At 72.4% G+C, this 16,631-nt stretch carries 14 protein-coding genes and 1 pseudogene; 9 read left to right on the top strand and 6 right to left on the bottom strand.

Annotation, left to right across the window (positions count from 1 at the left end; all coding sequences use genetic code 11):
- Positions 1 to 663, top strand: a complete 663-nt coding sequence (locus ACIP79_RS03850) for a response regulator (protein ID WP_401218857.1) — start codon at positions 1 to 3, stop codon at positions 661 to 663.
- Between the two features lie 100 nt (positions 664 to 763).
- Positions 764 to 1,921 carry an ROK family transcriptional regulator gene (locus ACIP79_RS03855; RefSeq protein ID WP_383685485.1) on the top strand — a complete coding sequence of 386 codons (1,158 nt, stop codon included), beginning with the start codon at positions 764 to 766 and terminating at the stop codon, positions 1,919 to 1,921.
- Between the two features lie 95 nt (positions 1,922 to 2,016).
- Here ACIP79_RS03855 and ACIP79_RS03860 read toward each other — a convergent pair whose 3' ends face one another.
- Together ACIP79_RS03860 and ACIP79_RS03865 are read right to left on the bottom strand one after the other, a co-directional pair.
- A complete protein-coding gene (locus ACIP79_RS03860) occupies positions 2,017 to 2,778 on the bottom strand; it encodes a GntR family transcriptional regulator (protein ID WP_401218860.1) in 762 nt (253 codons plus the stop codon).
- 285 nt (positions 2,779 to 3,063) lie between these two features.
- Positions 3,064 to 3,954: an RNA polymerase sigma-70 factor gene (locus ACIP79_RS03865; protein ID WP_401218863.1), complete on the bottom strand. Its 891-nt coding sequence runs from the start codon at positions 3,952 to 3,954 to the stop codon at positions 3,064 to 3,066.
- A gap of 172 nt (positions 3,955 to 4,126) precedes the next feature.
- Between ACIP79_RS03865 and ACIP79_RS03870 the strand changes: the two genes are divergently transcribed.
- Positions 4,127 to 4,957, top strand: coding sequence for an alpha/beta fold hydrolase (locus ACIP79_RS03870; RefSeq protein ID WP_401218866.1), 831 nt, complete (start codon positions 4,127 to 4,129; stop codon positions 4,955 to 4,957).
- 93 nt (positions 4,958 to 5,050) lie between these two features.
- Here ACIP79_RS03870 and ACIP79_RS03875 read toward each other — a convergent pair.
- Positions 5,051 to 5,896 (bottom strand): annotated as a pseudogene (locus tag ACIP79_RS03875) (DMT family transporter); the annotation flags it as partial.
- Between ACIP79_RS03875 and ACIP79_RS03880 the strand changes: the two are divergent.
- From ACIP79_RS03880 to ACIP79_RS03895, 4 genes are all read left to right on the top strand, one after another.
- Complete coding sequence (locus ACIP79_RS03880) at positions 5,887 to 7,485, top strand: PLP-dependent aminotransferase family protein (RefSeq protein ID WP_401218869.1); 1,599 nt, start codon at positions 5,887 to 5,889, stop codon at positions 7,483 to 7,485. The pseudogene ACIP79_RS03875 and the gene ACIP79_RS03880 overlap by 10 nt on opposite strands.
- A 472-nt stretch (positions 7,486 to 7,957) precedes the next feature.
- Positions 7,958 to 9,553, top strand: a complete 1,596-nt coding sequence (locus tag ACIP79_RS03885) for an alkaline phosphatase D family protein (RefSeq protein ID WP_401218871.1) — start codon at positions 7,958 to 7,960, stop codon at positions 9,551 to 9,553.
- Positions 9,554 to 9,788: 235 nt separating this feature from the next.
- Positions 9,789 to 11,219, top strand: a complete 1,431-nt coding sequence (locus tag ACIP79_RS03890; protein ID WP_401218874.1) for a GNAT family N-acetyltransferase — start codon at positions 9,789 to 9,791, stop codon at positions 11,217 to 11,219.
- Between the two features lie 195 nt (positions 11,220 to 11,414).
- Positions 11,415 to 11,633 carry a hypothetical protein gene (locus ACIP79_RS03895; protein ID WP_401218876.1) on the top strand — a complete coding sequence of 73 codons (219 nt, stop codon included), beginning with the start codon at positions 11,415 to 11,417 and terminating at the stop codon, positions 11,631 to 11,633.
- Positions 11,634 to 11,801: 168 nt separating this feature from the next.
- On the opposite strand, the gene ACIP79_RS03900 is transcribed toward ACIP79_RS03895, so the two are convergent.
- Positions 11,802 to 13,004 (bottom strand): trans-sulfuration enzyme family protein, encoded by a 1,203-nt coding sequence (locus ACIP79_RS03900; protein ID WP_401218879.1) that lies wholly within the window; start codon positions 13,002 to 13,004, stop codon positions 11,802 to 11,804.
- Positions 13,005 to 13,063: 59 nt separating this feature from the next.
- On the opposite strand from ACIP79_RS03900, the gene ACIP79_RS03905 reads away from it, so the two are divergent.
- The gene (locus ACIP79_RS03905; RefSeq protein ID WP_401218881.1) at positions 13,064 to 13,546 is read left to right on the top strand and encodes an Lrp/AsnC family transcriptional regulator; all 483 of its coding nucleotides are present in this window, start codon (positions 13,064 to 13,066) and stop codon (positions 13,544 to 13,546) included.
- A gap of 66 nt (positions 13,547 to 13,612) precedes the next feature.
- Positions 13,613 to 15,304: a DUF885 domain-containing protein gene (locus tag ACIP79_RS03910; protein WP_401218883.1), complete on the top strand. Its 1,692-nt coding sequence runs from the start codon at positions 13,613 to 13,615 to the stop codon at positions 15,302 to 15,304.
- Between the two features lie 72 nt (positions 15,305 to 15,376).
- On the opposite strand, the gene ACIP79_RS03915 is transcribed toward ACIP79_RS03910, so the two are convergent.
- Together ACIP79_RS03915 and ACIP79_RS03920 are read right to left on the bottom strand one after the other, a co-directional pair.
- Positions 15,377 to 15,892: an immunity 21 family protein gene (locus ACIP79_RS03915; RefSeq protein WP_401218886.1), complete on the bottom strand. Its 516-nt coding sequence runs from the start codon at positions 15,890 to 15,892 to the stop codon at positions 15,377 to 15,379.
- Between the two features lie 119 nt (positions 15,893 to 16,011).
- Positions 16,012 to 16,560 carry a rhodanese-like domain-containing protein gene (locus ACIP79_RS03920; protein WP_401218888.1) on the bottom strand — a complete coding sequence of 183 codons (549 nt, stop codon included), beginning with the start codon at positions 16,558 to 16,560 and terminating at the stop codon, positions 16,012 to 16,014.
- Between the last annotated feature and the right edge of the window lie 71 nt (positions 16,561 to 16,631).

Raw genomic sequence — 16,631 nt, forward strand, 5'->3', positions numbered from 1 at the left:
ATGCCGGTCACCGTTCTGCTCGTCGACGACGAACCCCTCGTACGGGCCGGTCTGCGTGCCGTGCTGGAGGCGCAGCCCGACATCGAGGTCGTCGGGGAGGCGGCCGACGGTGCCGCGGTGATCCCCCTGGTGCGGCGGTTGCGGCCCGACGTGGTCGCCATGGACGTACGGATGCCGCTGATGGACGGCATCGAGGCCACCCGCGCGGTGCTGCGGACGGTGGACGATCCGCCGAAGATCCTGGTGGTGACGACGTTCGAGAACGACGAGTACGTCTACGAGGCGCTGCGCGCGGGAGCCGACGGGTTTCTGCTGAAGCGGGCGCGGCCCGCCGAGATCGTGCACGCGGTGCGGCTCGTCGCGGAGGGTGAGTCGCTGCTGTTCCCTGCCTCCGTGAGGCAGTTGGCCGCCGAGTACGGAGACAGCGCCGGGAATCCGGCGGCGCGTGCCGTCATGGAGCGGGCCGCCCTGACCGAGCGGGAGGCGGAGGTGCTGCGGCTGATGGCCCGGGGGCTGTCGAACGCGGAGATCGCCGTGCGGCTGGTCGTCGGGGGCGAGACCGTCAAGTCCCATGTCAGCGCCGTACTGACCAAGCTGGGGGCCCGGGACCGTACGCAGGCGGTCATCGCGGCGTACGAGTCGGGGTTCGTGGCGCCCGGATGATTCCGACCCGTCGGTAACCAACAGGCCCCCGGCACTCGCCGGGGTCCGCCACGGACGAGTACGATCCGGCCAACACGCGCACGAGCTGGGAGGACGGACGTTGGGGCAGTTGACCGGCGGGGACCCCTCTCTGCTGCGAAGGATCAATTCCGCGGTGGTGCTGCACGCGTTGCGCAGCACGGACTGCGCGACCCTCACCGAGATCACCCGGGTGACCGGGCTGTCCCGGCCCACCGTCGAGGGAGTCGTCGAGGGGCTGATGGAGGCCGGACTCGTCGTCGAGAAGGCGGCCGAGGAGGGCGCCGCGCGGCGCCAGGGCCGGCCCGCGCGGAGGTTCCGCTTCCGGGCCGAGGCGGGGCACCTGCTGGGCCTGGAGATCGGCCCGCACCGGGTCTCCGCGCTCCTCGCGGATCTGGACGGCCGGGTGCTGGGCGCCATGTCCAAGGACGTGGAGGAGACGGCGTCGGCCGACGAGCGGCTGGAGCGGCTGCGTACGGCGGTCGCCGACCTGCTGCGCCGGGCCGGTGTCGCCCGCAGCTCGCTGCGCGCGGTCGGTGTGGGCAGCCCGGGGATCGTCGAGGCGGACGGGACCGTACGGCTGGGCACCGCGCTGCCGGAGTGGACGGGCCTGCGCCTCGGCGAGCGGCTGAGCCGCTCCTTCAAGTGCCCGGTGCTGGTCGAGAACGACGCCAACACGGCGGCGGTCGCCGAGCACTGGAAGGGCGCGGCCACCGAGTCGGACGACGTCGTGTTCGTGCTGGCCGGCCTGAGTCCGGGCGCCGGTTCACTGATCGGCGGCAGGCTGCACCGGGGTTACGGGGGTGCGGCGGGCGAGATCGGCGCGCTGCATCTGCTGGGCCGCGAGGTGACGCCGGAGACGCTCCTGTCCACCACCGACGAACCGTTGCACCCACTCGACGAGCAGGCCGTCGCCGAGGTGTTCGCGTACGCCAGGAGCGGCGACCAGCGGGCCATGGCGGCGGTCGAGCGCTTCATCCAGCGTCTGGTGCACGACGTCGCGGCGCTGGTGCTGGCGCTCGATCCCGAACTCGTCGTCATCGGGGGCTGGGCAGCCGGTCTCGACGGTGTACTGGAGCCGTTGCGGCGCGAGTTGGCGCGTTACTGCCTGCGTCCGCCGAGGGTGGCGCTCTCGCTCCTCGGCGAGGCCGCCGTGGCGACGGGCGCGCTGAGACTGGCCCTGGACCATGTGGAGGAGCAGTTGTTCGCGGTGGAGGGCACCGTGACCGCGCGCCGCTGAGCACGACCCGCCTGTCCGCTCACGCGAACGTCCCGCCCCGGAGACTCCGGGGCGGGACGTTGACGTACGAGGGTCGCGACCGCGTCGCCGGCGGCTCAGGAGGCCTTGCGCTCCGGGTCGTGGTGTATCTCCACGCCGCCCGAGTCGCCGAAGGTCAGCCGGCAGGTGTCCGCGCGGTACGTGGCCACGGAGACCGCCGCGGTGCGTCCTCCGGCGAAGAAGCGGGTCGTGACGACGAGTACGGGCGCGCCGGGAAGCCGGTCGAGTTCCTTGGCGTCGTCCGCGCGGGCGGAGCCGAGCTCCACGGCGCTGTCCTGACCGTCCAGGTCCAGGCGCTGGAGCTCGCGCAGCACCGCACGCGCGCGTGCGGTGCCCGAGGGCGCGTCGATGGCGGACAGGTCCGGCACCGAGGCCGCCGGGATGTAGAGCAGTTCGGCGGCGACCGGCTGACCGTGCGTCACCCGGGAGCGGCGCACCGTGTGCACCTGCTCGGACTCCCCCGACTCCAGGATGCCGACGACGGCTGTCGGCGGCACCGCCACCGTGCAGTCGGCGGGCTGCCAGGCGTCCCCGACCGCGCCCGGCCACGCGTGCTGCTCGGATCCGACGGCCACGCCCACGCGCGGCGGGGCGACCGTGGTGCCCACCCCGCGACGGCGCTGCAGCCTGCCTTCCAGTTCGAGCTGTTCGAGAGCCTGCCTGAGCGTGGCGCGGGCGACCCCGAACCGGGCCGCCAGGTCACGCTCGTTCGGCAGGATCTCGCCCACCGAGAACTCGGAGTCCAATGCCTCACTGAGCACGGTCTTCAGATGCCAGTACTTCGGTTCCGGCACCGATTCCAGCTGCTGGGTCCCCACCCTGTCCTCCGCAATCGCCGTGTCCCGGCGGCGTTTTAGCGCCCTTGTTTATTAAAGGTTCCTGCACTATCCCTGCGACCATATGTCCGCCCCCACCCTTGGTCAAGACCAATCCTCATTCCCTTACGGAACGCACAGAGGGGTTGCCGCGGAGCGTTCACAGGGCGTTCGTGCGAGGCGATGTTCCCGACACAACGCCGTAAAGCCCCCGTCGCCGGGACGGGGGCTTTCATGACCGCGGGGGCCAGGAGTCCGCTCCCGGAACGTCGCTGACCTGCTACCGGTTCACTCACCTGCCAGCGACAGCAGCTTCTCCGGGTTGCGCATCACGTATACACGCTGGATCCGGCCGTCCACGACGTCCAGCTGGAAGACGCTGTCGGGCCTGCCTGCGGAGAGGATGAGGATCGCGGGGCCGCCGTTGAGCTCCAGGAAGCGGAACGACACGTCGGTGACGCCCTTGCGGGCCACCCCGTTGAGGAACCGGCCCACCTTGTCGGCGGACTCGATGACCCGCGACGGCGCCTTGGACAGTCCGCCGCTGTCGCCGATCAGGCGCACGTCGGGGGCCAGCAGGGACATGAGACCCGCCAGGTCGCCCTCGGCCGCCGCGGCGAGGAACCGTTCGGTGAGCTCGCGGCGTTCGACCGGGTCGACCTCGTAGCGCGGACGTCCCTCGTCGACGTGCCGGCGGGCTCTCCCGGCGAGTTGGCGTACGGCGGGCTCGCCGCGTTCGAGGATGGCGGCGATCTCCGCGTACGGGAACCCGAAGGCCTCCCGGAGGACGAACACCGCGCGTTCCAGGGGTGAGAGGGACTCCAGGACGACGAGGACGGCGAGGGAGACGGAGTCGGCGAGCACGGCCCGCTCCGCGGTGTCGGGGACGGTGTCGCCGAAGTCGGTGGCGTACGGCTCGGGGAGCCACGGGCCCACGTACGCCTCCTTCCGGGACCGCACCTGACGCAGCCGGTCGATGGCCAGCCTGGTGGCGACCCGCACCAGATAGCCGCGAGGTTCGCGCACCTCGGACCGGTCGGTGCCGGACCACCGCAGCCAGGCTTCCTGGACCACGTCCTCCGCGTCGGCCACCCGGCCGAGCATGCGATAGGCGACGCCCATCAGAACGGAACGGTGCTCTTCGAAGACGTCGGTCGCGGTGTCGGTGTCGTTGGCCACGGCTCCATCCCATCCGACGCGCCATGCCCGTGTCCAGGCGGAACAGGCCGACGGACGGCCGACGGACGTACGCGTGCGTGGTTCGTGACGACGGGGGGCTACCCGCCGGTAGCAGTTGCTGACAAGCTGTCTAGGAGATGGCCCGTCAGTGTCCCAGACAAGGAGCAGCATCATGTCCGCCACGGCCTCCTTCAGCCTCCCCTCTCCGCGCGGCCCCCGGACCGTGACCCTGTCCTACGCGCGCGTGGGCACCGGCGAGCCGCTGCTTCTGCTGCACGGCATCGGCCACCACCGGCAGGCCTGGGACCCGGTCGTCCACCTGCTGGCGTCCGAGCGCGATGTCATAGCCGTCGACCTGCCCGGCTTCGGCGAGTCACCGGCGCTGCCCGAGGGGCTCTCGCACGACCTGGAGACGATGGTGCCCGCGCTCGCGGGGCTGTGCGAGGCGCTGGGGATCGAGCGGCCGCACGTGGCCGGCAACTCCCTGGGCGGCCTACTGGCGCTGGAGTTGGGCCGCGAGAAGCTCGTACGGTCCGTGACGGCGTTCTCGCCCGCCGGGTTCTGGTCGCAGGCCGAGCGGCGTTACGCCTTCGGCGTGCTGCTCGCGATGCGGCAGGCCGCACGGGGTATGCCCGTCCCGATGGTCGAGCGGCTCTCGCGTACGGCGGCGGGGCGGGCGGTGCTGACGAGCACCATCTACGCCCGCCCGGCGCGCCGTTCACCCGAGGCCGTCGTCGCGGAGACCCTCGCGCTGGCCCGCGCCGAGGGGTTCACCCCGACGCTCAGGGCGGGCACTTCCGTCCAGTTCACCGACGATCTCCCCGGGCTTCCGGTCACCGTGGCCTGGGGCACCAGGGACCGGCTGCTGGTGCGCCGCCAGGGGATCCGCGCGAAGCAGATCATTCCGCGCGCCCGGCTGGTCAGGCTGCCCGGCTGCGGACACGTCCCGATGAACGACGATCCGGCACTCGTCGCCCGCGTCATCCTCGACGGCAGCCGCTGACCGGCGTCCCGCGCGCGTCAACACACCCGAACCCAGGGCGACTCCCGCGCCGACCAGCGCGCTCCCGACGGCCTGCGCGGCGCCGTAGGAACCCGTGCCGACGAGTGGCGCGGTGGCGGCCGCCGCGACGGGAATGAGCCCGGAGAAGAGCGTGGCGCGTTCGGCGCCGATCCGCCGCATGCCCGTGTACCAGCACACGAAGCCGACGACCGTGACCACCACCGCCTGCCACAGCAGCGCGGCGGTCTCGGTCGCGTCCGGCCGCCGCAACCAGGCCCCACCGTCGGCGAGTACGCCTGCGACCGCCGACTCGATCGCGGCGATCCCGCACACGGTGGCGGACAGCAACCGCGGCCCCAACGGCCGCAGTACGGGCACGGCCAGGACCGCGAAGCCCACCTCTCCGACGAGCGCGCCCACGGAGTACGCGATCCCCGCGGCGTCCGTACGGCCCCATCCCTGGACGGCGAAGGCGCCCACCGCCACGGTCAACGCCCCCACGAGTACCGGCCGTCGGGGACGGCGGCCGTCGCGAAGGGGGATGACGACGGCCACGACCACCGGGGCGCAGCCCACGAAGACGCCGGGAACCGCGGGCTCCGCCGTCCGTTCGGCGGCGATCACCGCGAGGTTGAAGCCGACCATGCCGACCGCCGCGAGCAGCGCCAGGCGGCCCCACTGGCGCGGTACGAGCCCGCGCAACGGCGCCGCGCCGCCTCGGCCGACCAGTGGCAGCAGGAGCGCGCAGGCGAGGCCGTAGCGCAGGAACTGGCCGCCCGCGTACGGGTATTGGCCCAGCACGCTGTTGGCGGTGAAGGAGGCTCCGACGAGGACACAGGCGAGGGCCGCGAGCAGGGCGCCCCGGACGGGGGTGACGTTCATGGCAGCGACGCTATGAGCGGACGCGGTCCGGTTTAAGGTCCACTTCCATGACGTCATCGGGGACCAATGCGGGGGACAGCCCGCCGCTCGGGCCGGAGGCGTCGGCGCCGACGCCCTGGGCCGCGGCCTGGGAGCTGCTCCTGCCCGCCGCGTCGGCCCCGGCACGCGCGCGTGGGCGCACGCTCCAGGAGGCGCTGCGCGAGTCGGTCCGTTCGGGGCGGCTCGCGCCGGGCACCCGGCTGCCGTCGAGCCGTGAACTCGCGGCCGATCTGGCGGTTTCCCGGGGACTGGTCACGGAGGCGTACGAGCAGTTGACCGCGGAGGGCTACCTGCGCAGTGGCCGGGGCGCGGGGACCTGGGTCGGTGAGGCCGCGCGGGCCGCCCGTCCACGCGCGCGTGACCTCGCTCCGCGACCCTCCGACGCGCGGGCCGACTTCGTTCCCGGTACGCCGGACCTGTCGCTGTTCCCGCGCGCCGCGTGGGCGGCCGCGCAGCGCGGGGTGCTCGCCGAACTCCCGCACCACGCCTTGGGTTACCCGGATCCGCGCGGGCTGCCCCGGCTGCGTACCGCCCTCGCCGAACTCCTCGCGCGACGCCGTGGTGTCGTCGCCGAACCGGAGCGGATCGTCGTGGTCTCCGGGGTCGCGCAGGCGATGACACTGCTCGGATTCGTGCTCCACGCGCGCGGGGTGCGCGAGGTCGGCGTGGAGGACCCGGGCAGCCCCGAGCACGGCGCGCTGTTCGCCTCGGCCGGCGTCGGCACCGTACCGCTGCCGCTGGACGGGGAAGGGCTGGCCCTCGGGCCGCTGGAGGCGTCGGGTGTAGGGGCGGTGGTGACGACGCCCGCCCACCAGTTCCCCTCCGGGATCGCGTACTCGGCTCGGCGCCGGGCCGAACTGCTGGACTGGGCGCGGGCGTCGGACGGTCTGGTGGTCGAGGACGACTACGACGGGGACTTCCGTTACGACCGTGCCCCGGTGGGCTCGCTCCAGGGGCTCGACCCGGAGCGCGTCGCCTACACGGGGTCGGTCAGTAAGTCCCTCGCGCCGGGGCTGCGGCTCGGCTGGCTGCTCGTGCCGGAGTCGCTGGCCGAGGAGGTCGTCGAGCGCAAGCGCACCATGGATCTCGGGAACCCCGTGGTCGACCAGGCGCTGCTGGCCCGCTTCGTCGAACGGGGCGACTACGACCGGCAGTTGCGCCGCTGCCAGCGCGCCTACCGGGAGCGGCGCGACACCCTCGTGTCCGCCCTGGGGGAGCACTTTCCGGGCACGGAGGTGTCCGGGATCGCGGCGGGCCTGCACGTGATCGCCGTACTGCCCGCGCGGTACGGACCCACGGACCGCTTCCTGGAACGGGCCGCGGCGGCGGGGGTGGCCGTCCGTCCGCTGGCGCACTACGGGGGGATGGCGGGCGGCAGGGAGGCGGTGAGCGGTGGGGAGGCGGTGGACTCCGGGGAGGAGGTGGGCCGGGGGCGGGTGTCGGACGGGGGCGGGGAGGGGGACGGTGACGGGGAGGCTGATGGTGGCAGGGAGGCGGACGGCCGTGTTCGGCTGGTGCTGGGGTACGCGCAGTTGGCCCCCGCGCGGATCCGCGACGGGGTGCGGTTGATGGCGGAGGCCGTCCGACTCCGAGAACCGACTCCCTGAGCGCCGGGCGCACCGGGTCCGGCATTCTGCGGTCAGGTCGCGGACCGGATGCGCCGTTCACACGGCCGGCCAGGTCGCACACCGGATCCGCCGATCTTACGGCCGACCCGGTCGCACACCGGATTCCGCCGGGCATACGGCCGACCAGGCCGCCCAACGGATCCGTCCCGCTGACGTCAGGCCGCCTACCGGATCCGCCCTTCCGCCGGCCAGGTCGCAGACCGGATCCAGTCTTACGCCGTCGGCCAGGTCGCAGCCCGGATCCACTCTTCCGCCGCCGGCCATGTCGCAGCCGGGATCCGCCCCTCTGACGGGGAGGCCGCGCACCGGATCCGCCCCCTGACGGCCAGGTCGCACACCGGATCCGCTCTTTCGACGGTCAGGTGTTCACTCGTGGTTTCCGTGCGCGCTGCGGCGCACCAGTAGTTGTGGCATTGCCCAATGGCCGAATCCGTCCCTGGAGGCGCGTTCCATGTCACACCGTCCGCAGAGTCCGTTCCCCGGTCGCCGAGGTGTTCTGCGCGGCTCCCTCGCCGCCTCCGCCGCGCTGGCCCTGCCCACCACACTCGGCGCGGCACCGGCGTTCGCCCTGTCCGGGCGTCCCAAAGCGGGCTGGGGCGTCCAGACCGGAGAGGTGACCGCCGACTCCGGGCTGGTCTGGGTCCGGTCCGACCGGCCGGCCCGGATGATCGTCGAGACGTCCGCGACCGAGTCGTTCCGCCACACCCGCAGGTGGCAGGGGCCGCTGCTCGGCGCGGGAACCGACTTCACGGGAACGACCCGGCTGCGCGGGCTGCCCGCGGGCGAACAGATCCACTACCGCGTGCTGCTCTCGGACCCCGACGACCCGCGTCGCACCGGCGAACCGGTGACCGGCACCTTCCGGACGGCCCCGGCCGGGCGGCGCGGCGGGGTACGTTTCCTGTGGTCGGGCGACCTCGCGGGCCAGGGCTGGGGCATCAACCCGGACATCGGCGGCTACCGGATCTACGACGCCATGGCCAAGCTCGACCCGGACTTCTTCCTGTGCAGCGGCGACAACATCTACGCCGACGGCCCGATCACGGCGACGGCGGCGCTTCCGGACGGCAGCACCTGGCGCAACATCACCACCGAGGAGAAGTCCAAGGTCGCCGAGACGCTGGCCGAGTTCCGCGGCAACTTCCGCTACAACCTGCTGGACGAGAACCTCAAGCGCTTCAACGCCCAGGTTCCGTCGATCATCCAGTGGGACGACCACGAGGTGCGCAACAACTGGTACCCCGGTGAGGTGATCGCGGCCTCCGACACCCGCTACACCGAGAAGAGCGTCGACGTCCTGGCCGCCCGTGGACGCCGCGCGTTCAGCGAGTACTTCCCCCTCTCGACGCTGCGGCCGGACAACCAGGACGGCCGCGTGTACCGGGTCCTGCGCCAAGGGCCGCTCCTGGACGTCTTCGTGCTGGACATGCGGACCTACCGCAACGCCAACTCCCCCGGCACCCAGACCACCGACCCGCAGGGCATCCTCGGCGCCGAGCAACTCGCCTGGCTGAAGCGGGAGTTGTCGCGGTCGCGAGCGGTGTGGAAGGTGATCGCCGCGGACATGCCGATCGGCCTGGTCGTGCCGGACACCACCGAGGGGCAGCCGAACATCGAGGCCGTCGCCCAGGGCGACCCGGGTGCGCCGCTCGGGCGCGAGCTGCAGATCGCGGAGCTGCTGCGGTACGTCAAGCACCGGCGGATCACGGGCACGGTATGGCTGACGGCCGACGTGCACCACACCTCGGCGCAGCACTACCAGCCCTCGCGGGCCGCCTTCAAGGACTTCGAGCCGTTCTGGGAGTTCGTCTCGGGACCGCTCAACGCCGGGGCCTTCCCGGCGAGCGCGCTGGACAACACCTTCGGTCCGGAGCGGGTGTTCGTGAAGGCGCCGACCGCCTCGAACGTGTCGCCCGCGGGCGGCTACCAGTTCTTCGGCGAGGTCGACATCGACGGCCACAGCGGCGAACTGACGGTGCGGTTGCGCGAGCAGGACGGGAGCGCGCTGTTCACGCAGGTGCTCCAGCCGGGGCGCGTGGGGCAGTAGCCGCTCGGACGGGACCGCGCACCGGGGGATGACTCCGGTGCGCGGTCGGCGGTTCGAGGGTACGGGAGGTCTCGTGCGCGGTCCTGTTCGAGATCTGAGGCCCGACCACTCCCATTGAGGCACGGAAGTCGTTAAAAGAACAACAAAAGGTACAGAAGGACACTTTACCGATCAGTCACAGACCGTTCGTGATCACGCAACACGGTTCCTTCACAGTGGCTGTATGACTCCAGACATGACTGACGTGACGCGCACCAGACACGGACGCCCCGTTCACCACTGGCGACGGGACCTCGTGGAACTCGCCGCCCTGTTCACGGCCGTCGCGGTCGCGGACGGCGTCGCCAACCTGATCGGGCACGGACCCGACGGCACGGCCCTGTTGATGATCTCGGCCGTCGTCCTGGTCGCCACCGCCGCCTTCCACACATGGTGGGCACGACACCACGGTCACGCGCCCCCGGCGGACCATACCGGCGCCCGGCCGTTGCCGGACGGGCGCGGGGCCGGGCCGTCCGAGGACTCCACGGCGCATCCGGAAGCGATCGCCGGGGTGACCACCCTGTGGCGGATGCGGACGACGGTGCAGGACGCGCCGGGCTCGCTGGCCGTGCTGTGCGCGGCACTGGCCGAGCACCAGGTCGACATCCTGAGCCTCCAGACGCATCCGCTGGCGGAAGGCACCGTGGACGAGTTCCTGCTGCGCGCGCCTGGTGAACTGGCGGCGGCCGACATGACACGCGCCGTCTCGCTGGCGGGCGGCACGGAGACCTGGATCGAGCGGGCCGACGCCCACGACCTGGTGGACGCGCCGACACGGGTCCTTGGCCTGGCCACCCGTACGGCCCTCGACGCGGCCGAACTCCCCCTCGCACTGCGGCAGTTGCTCGGCAGGTGCACCATCCGTTCGCTGCCCGCCAGGTCCCCGGGATCCGGTCGCGCCGAGGAGGGCACGCCCGTGGAGGGGGCACTTGAGGACACGGTGATGCGCCTGCGGGCGCCGGAAGGCGGGGTGATCACGGTGGAGCGGCCGTATCTGCCGTTCACGCCGACGGAGTTCGCACGGGCTCGGGCACTGGTCGAGCTGGACGCGCGGCTGGGCCCGCGGATCCCGCGCAACCAGGACGTACTGACGCTGCCGGAGGGCAACGCCATCAGCGTGCGGCGCGCGGACGCCGCCGACGTCGAGGCCGCCAAGGCGATGCACGAGCGCTGCTCGCCCCGCACCCTGAGCATGCGCTACCACGGTCCCGTCGGCGACGCGGACCGCTACCTCAACCACCTGCTCAGCCCGCGCTTCGGCCGCACCCTCGCCGTACAGACCGCCTCCGGGCGCGTCGTCGGACTCGGTCACCTCCTGTGGGACGGCGACGAGACGGAGATCGCCCTCCTCGTCGAGGACGACTGGCAGCGCCGCGGCATCGGCGCCGAACTGCTCGGCCGGCTGGTGGCCATGGCGGTCGAGGCGGGCTGCGAGAGCGTGTACGCCGTCACGCAGGCCTCCAACACCGGCATGGTCGCCGCGATGCGCGGTCTCGGCCTCCCCCTCGACTACCAGATCGAGGAGGGCACCCTCGTCATCACGGCCCGCCTGGACACGACTCCGGTAACCTCTGGGCTGCCGCACGACGAGGAGCAGCGCGGAGAACGGGCCGTACGGGACTAGTCCCACTGTCCCGGGCCCGTCTTCCGTCACCCCGAGCCGGAGCGGGGCCGACGGCAAGGGCACGCGACGATCACCGGAGATCGCCGTCGGCCGCAGCGGTGTTCATTCGCGGACCGTGGACCAGCTGTCCCCTTGACGCGCTGAACCAGGAACCATCAGCCCGACCGGACCCCCGCGCCCATCACCACCGACCCCGTGCGCGGTGCGCTCGACCTGGAGCGCACCCCGCACGGGGTGCTGGCGCACCGGCCACCCGCCGAGGCCCACGCTCAGTTCACGGACGGGCAGTTGGCCAGGCCGGAAACCCGGCCGTGCGGCGCACAGCTGGTCTTCCGGCGACCGGGGACCCCCGCGGAGCGAGCTGCCGGGAAGCTGACGCTCGACGTCATCCGGGACGATCTCTCCCGCATCTGAAGCGCTGGGCCGCCAACGACCCCCACCTGTGCTGTCTCCACGACCCCGACCTGTGCTGTCTCGACGGCCGCGAACTCGACGGCGAGCCGACACCGCCGAGTTGCCGCTGGCCAGCCGGCTCACCCCGGTCGGGTCCGAGTCGCCGGCGCGCCCGATGACCCGGGACGGTCAGCCCCGAGTCGCGGGCGCTCCCAGCGCCCCGTCCAGGTCGGCCCACAGGTCGTCCACGTCCTCCAGGCCCACCGACAGCCGCAGCAGCCGGTCGCTGACCCCCGCGTCGCGGCGGTCGGCCGGGTCGACGACCCGGTGGCTGATGGACGCCGGATGCTGGATGAGGCTGTCGACGCTGCCGAGGCTCACGGCGGGGGTGATCAGCCGGACTCCGGCGATGACGGCGTGCGGGTCGCCGTGGACCTCGAAGGCGATCATGGCGCCGCCGACGCGCGGATAGGCGACGCGGGCCACCCGCGGGTCGGCGGTGAGGCGGCGGGCCAGTTCCGCGGCGTTCGAGGACGCGGCCCGTACGCGAACGGGCAGGGTCGACAGGCCGCGCAGCAGCAGATAGCCGGCCAGCGGATGCAGGACGCCGCCCGTGGCGAACCGCACCTGCCTCAGCCGCCCGGCGAACTCCTCGTCGCAGGCCACCACCCCGGCCATCACGTCGCCGTGCCCGCCCAGGTACTTCGTGGCACTGTGCAGCACCAGCCGCGCCCCCTGCTCGACGGGGCGTTGCAGCACCGGCGTGGCGAAGGTGTTGTCGGCGAGCAGGGGAACGGACCCGCAGGCGTGCGCGACGGCCCTCAGGTCGAGTTCGGCGAGCGTCGGGTTCGCCGGGGACTCCACCATCACCAGCCCCGTGTCGGGGCGCAGCGCGTCCGCTATGCCCGCCGGGTCGACCCAGGTCACCTCCGAGCCCAGCAGCCCGGCGGTGAGCAGGTGGTCGCTGCACCCGTACAGGGGCCGTACGGCGACGACATGGCGCAGGCCCAGCGCGTTCCGTACCAGCAGTACGGCGCTCAGCGCAGCCATGCCACTGGCGAACGCGACCGCGCTCTCGGTGCCTTCGAGACGGGCCAGGGCGGTCTCGAAGCGCGCGACGGTCGGATTCCCGAGCCGGCCGTAGACGGGCGGGCCCTGCGGTTCGGCGCCGTCCGTGGCGAACGCGTCGATCCGGGCGGCCTCGCCACGGCTGTCGTACGACGGGTAGGTCGTGGAGAGATCGATCGGTGCCGCGTGCAGGCCCTGCCCGGCGAGGTCCTCGCGGCCGGCGTGCACGGCCTCGGTGGCGAGCGCGCGGACACGGCCGCCGTGACGGGAGGAGCGTGTCGTCGTCGGTCTCGGGTCGCGTGTGTCGTAGCTGACGGAGTCCATGGCCTGAGCCTGAACAGACACCGGGGAGACGGCGGTAGATCCCGTGCTACGTTCGCCGCATGGCCGATTCCGTCGTACTCGATCCGGTGGATCTCCACCTGCTGCGGCTGTTGCAGAACGACGCCCGGACGACGTACCGCGATCTCGCCGCGCAGGTCGGTGTCGCGCCCTCGACGTGCCTGGACCGGGTGACCAGGCTGCGCCGTGCGGGAGTCATTCTCGGCCATCAGCTGCGGCTGGATCCGGCGAAGCTGGGACGGGGCCTGGAGGCCCTGTTGTCCGTGCAGGTCAGGCCGCACCGGCGGGAGTTGGTCGGTCCGTTCGTCGACCGGATCAGGGCGCTGCCCGGGTCGCGTACCGTCTTCCATCTCACCGGGCCCGACGACTACTTGGTGCATGTCGCGGTCGCCGACATGACCGATCTGCAGCGTCTGGTGCTGGACGAGTTCACCTCCCGGCGTGAGGTGGCCCGCGTCGAGACCCGGCTGATCTTCCAGCAGTGGGACTGCGGCCCCCTGCTGCCGCCGCGCCGCGAGGGCTGACCGAAGGGCCACGCCCAGGGCGAATCCCTGGTGACGCGAACCGTCTCCTCGTACGAGGATGGCCGCATGTCAGAGACGAAGAGCCCGCTGCCCCGCGAGGTCGCCGACGCGTATGTCGACGACCTCATCGCCCTCGACCCGGTCACCGGTACCTATCTCGGCGACACGGCGAGTTCCGGCAGGCTGCCGGACTTCTCGCCCGCGGGCCAGGCCGCCCTGGCCGGTCTGGCACGCAGGACGCTGGAGCGGCTCGACGAGGCGGAACGACAGCCGGGGGCCGACAGCGACGTCGAGCGGCGCTGCGGACGTCTGCTGCGCGAGCGCCTCACCGCCGAACTCGCCGTCCACGACGCCGACGACAACCTGCGCCTGGTCGGCAACATGCACACGCCCGCCCACGCGGTGCGCGAGGTCTTCACCATCACGCCCACCGCGACGGACGAGGACTGGGCGGCGGTCGCTGAGCGGCTGCGCGCGGTGCCGGCCGCGTTGGCGGGCTACCGCGAGTCCCTCGCCCTCGGTCTGGAGCGCAAGCTGTACGGCAGCCCGCGCCCGACCGCGACGTTCATCGGGCAGCTCGGCGAGTGGACCGACTCCGACGGGCAGGGCCGCGGCTGGTACGAGGACTTCGTGGCGCCGGGCCCGCAGGCGCTGCGCGCGGAGCTGGACACCGCCGCCCGTACGGCGACCGAGGCCATGGTGACCTTCCGGGACTGGATGCGCGACGTGTACGCGCCGGCCATCGAGGGCGCGCCGGACACGGTCGGCCGTGAGCGGTACGCCCGTTGGTCGCGCTACTTCAACGGCACGGATCTCGACCTCGACGAGGCGTACGCGTACGGCTGGGCCGAATACCACCGTCTGCTCACCGAGATGAAGCAGGAGGCGGAAAAGGTCCTGCCCGGCGCCGAGACCCCCTGGGCGGCGCTCGCGCACCTGGACGAGCACGGCACGCACATCGAGGGCGTCGACGAGGTCCAGGCCTGGCTCCAGAACCTGATGGACCAGGCGATCGAGGCGCTGGACGGGACACACTTCGAACTCGCCGAGCGGGTGAGGAAGGTGGAGTCGCGCATCGCGCCGCCCGGCAGCGCCGCGGCCCCCTACTACACCGCGCCGTCGGAGGACTTCTCGCGCCCCGGCCGCACCTGGCTCCCGACGATGGGCCAGACCCGGTTCCCCGTGTACGACCTGGTCTCCACCTGGTACCACGAGGGTGTGCCCGGCCACCACCTCCAGCTCGCGCAGTGGGTGCACGTCGCGGCGGACCTCTCCCGCTACCAGGCAACCGTCGGCGGAGTGAGCGCCAACGCCGAGGGCTGGGCGCTGTACGCGGAGCGGCTGATGGACGAACTCGGCTTCCTCACCGACGCGGAGCAGCGCCTGGGCTACCTGGACGCGCAGATGATGCGCGCGACGCGGGTCATCGTCGACATCGGCATGCACCTGGAACTGGAGATCCCGGCGGACTCGCCCTTCCACCCGGGTGAGCGCTGGACTCCCGCACTGGCGCAGGAGTTCTTCGGCGCGCACAGCAGCCGCCCCGCCGACTTCGTGGAGAGCGAGCTGACCCGTTACCTGACCATTCCGGGTCAGGCCATCGGCTACAAGCTCGGCGAACGCGCCTGGCTGCTGGGCCGCGAGAACGCGCGGAAGCGCCACGGCGACGCCTTCGACGCCAAGGCCTGGCACATGGCCGCCCTGTCACAGGGCTCGCTCGGCCTGGACGACCTGGTGGACGAGCTGTCCCGGCTCTGAACACGCCGGGAGCCCGGTTCCTCCTGGTGCGAGGAGGAACCGGGCTCCCGACGAAGCTGTGAGAGGCCCGCTTCAGGCAGGCAGCCGCAGCAGTTGTACGAGGCCCATCCACGTCTCGGGTCCCGGCTCGGCGTACGTCGCGCGCACCGCGTACCGGCCCGGCTCCAGCGCGACCCTGAGGTGCTCGGTGCGGGTCGAGGCGGTCCCGGGCCAGGCGGCGTCGAAGAGGATCACGGGGCCGGGCACGTTCCAGTGCACCTCCGGCTCCCAGACCGCCGTTTCGAGTGCCGCCGGAACGCCCTTGAGCAGTTCGTCCTCGGAGTCGGCCGCGCACCACCGTACGAAGGTGCCGTGTTCGGGCAGGAAGGAGGTCGAGGCCGGTTCGTCGCCGAGGACCAGGGCCCGGGTGTCACCGACGGGAACGAGGCCGATGGAGCCGTCCACGTCGCATGCCCGGTCGTAGTCGGAGTACATCTCGTCGCCGTCCGCACCCGACCAGAACGGCAGCACGATCTCCGGGATCGCTATGAGCGGGCCGCCGCCCGACTCCACCCACTCGACCGCGCCCAAGTCGTCGATTCTCGCCATGCGCAGAAGCTACACGGCGTTGATCCAGGGGGAGTTCGCCGTCCCCTCCGCTGGCCGAAACAGCACCCTCGGCACCTCGGCACCCTCGGCACCCTGCGCGCCCGAACTCCCTTACAGGGTTAGCAGCCGCAGTCCTCCGCGTCCACCGGAGCGGTCAGCGGGTCCACGGCGCGCCGCCCGGTCCCCTCCCAGGTCTCGAACTCGAAGCCCTCGCGGGCCCAGTACTCGAAGCCGCCCAGCATCTCCTTGACCTGGAAGCCGAGTTCGGCGAGGGCGAGGGCCGCGCGGGTGGCGCCGTTGCAGCCAGGGCCCCAGCAGTAGGTGACGACCGGAACCGCCCTGTCCAGGAGTTCGCCGGCCTGCTCGGGGATGAGAGCGGTCGGCAGGTGGATCGCGCCGGGGACGTGGCCCTGGTCCCAGGACTCGGTCGAGCGGGAGTCGAGGACGACGAACCCGGGGTCGCCGTCGGCGGCGAGAGCGGCGGCGACATCGGAGACGTCGGCGTGGAAGGCGAGACTCGCGCCGAAGTAGGCGGCTGCCGCGGCCGGAGTCGCCGGTGCGACGCGCAGAACGGCGTTCCCTGCGGTAGTACTCTTCACAGCGGCGTTCCCGGCGGTAGAGGTACTCGTCACAGCGGTCGAAGTACTGGTCACAGCGGTCACAGTCATGGTCCTGCCCTGCCTCCCGGTCCCGCCGGTCCGATGCTGTCCGCAGCGGGCGTTCGGGACTTCCTGACCAG

This window comes from Streptomyces sp. NPDC088747 (assembly GCF_044751025.1).
GTDB lineage: Bacteria > Actinomycetota > Actinomycetes > Streptomycetales > Streptomycetaceae > Streptomyces.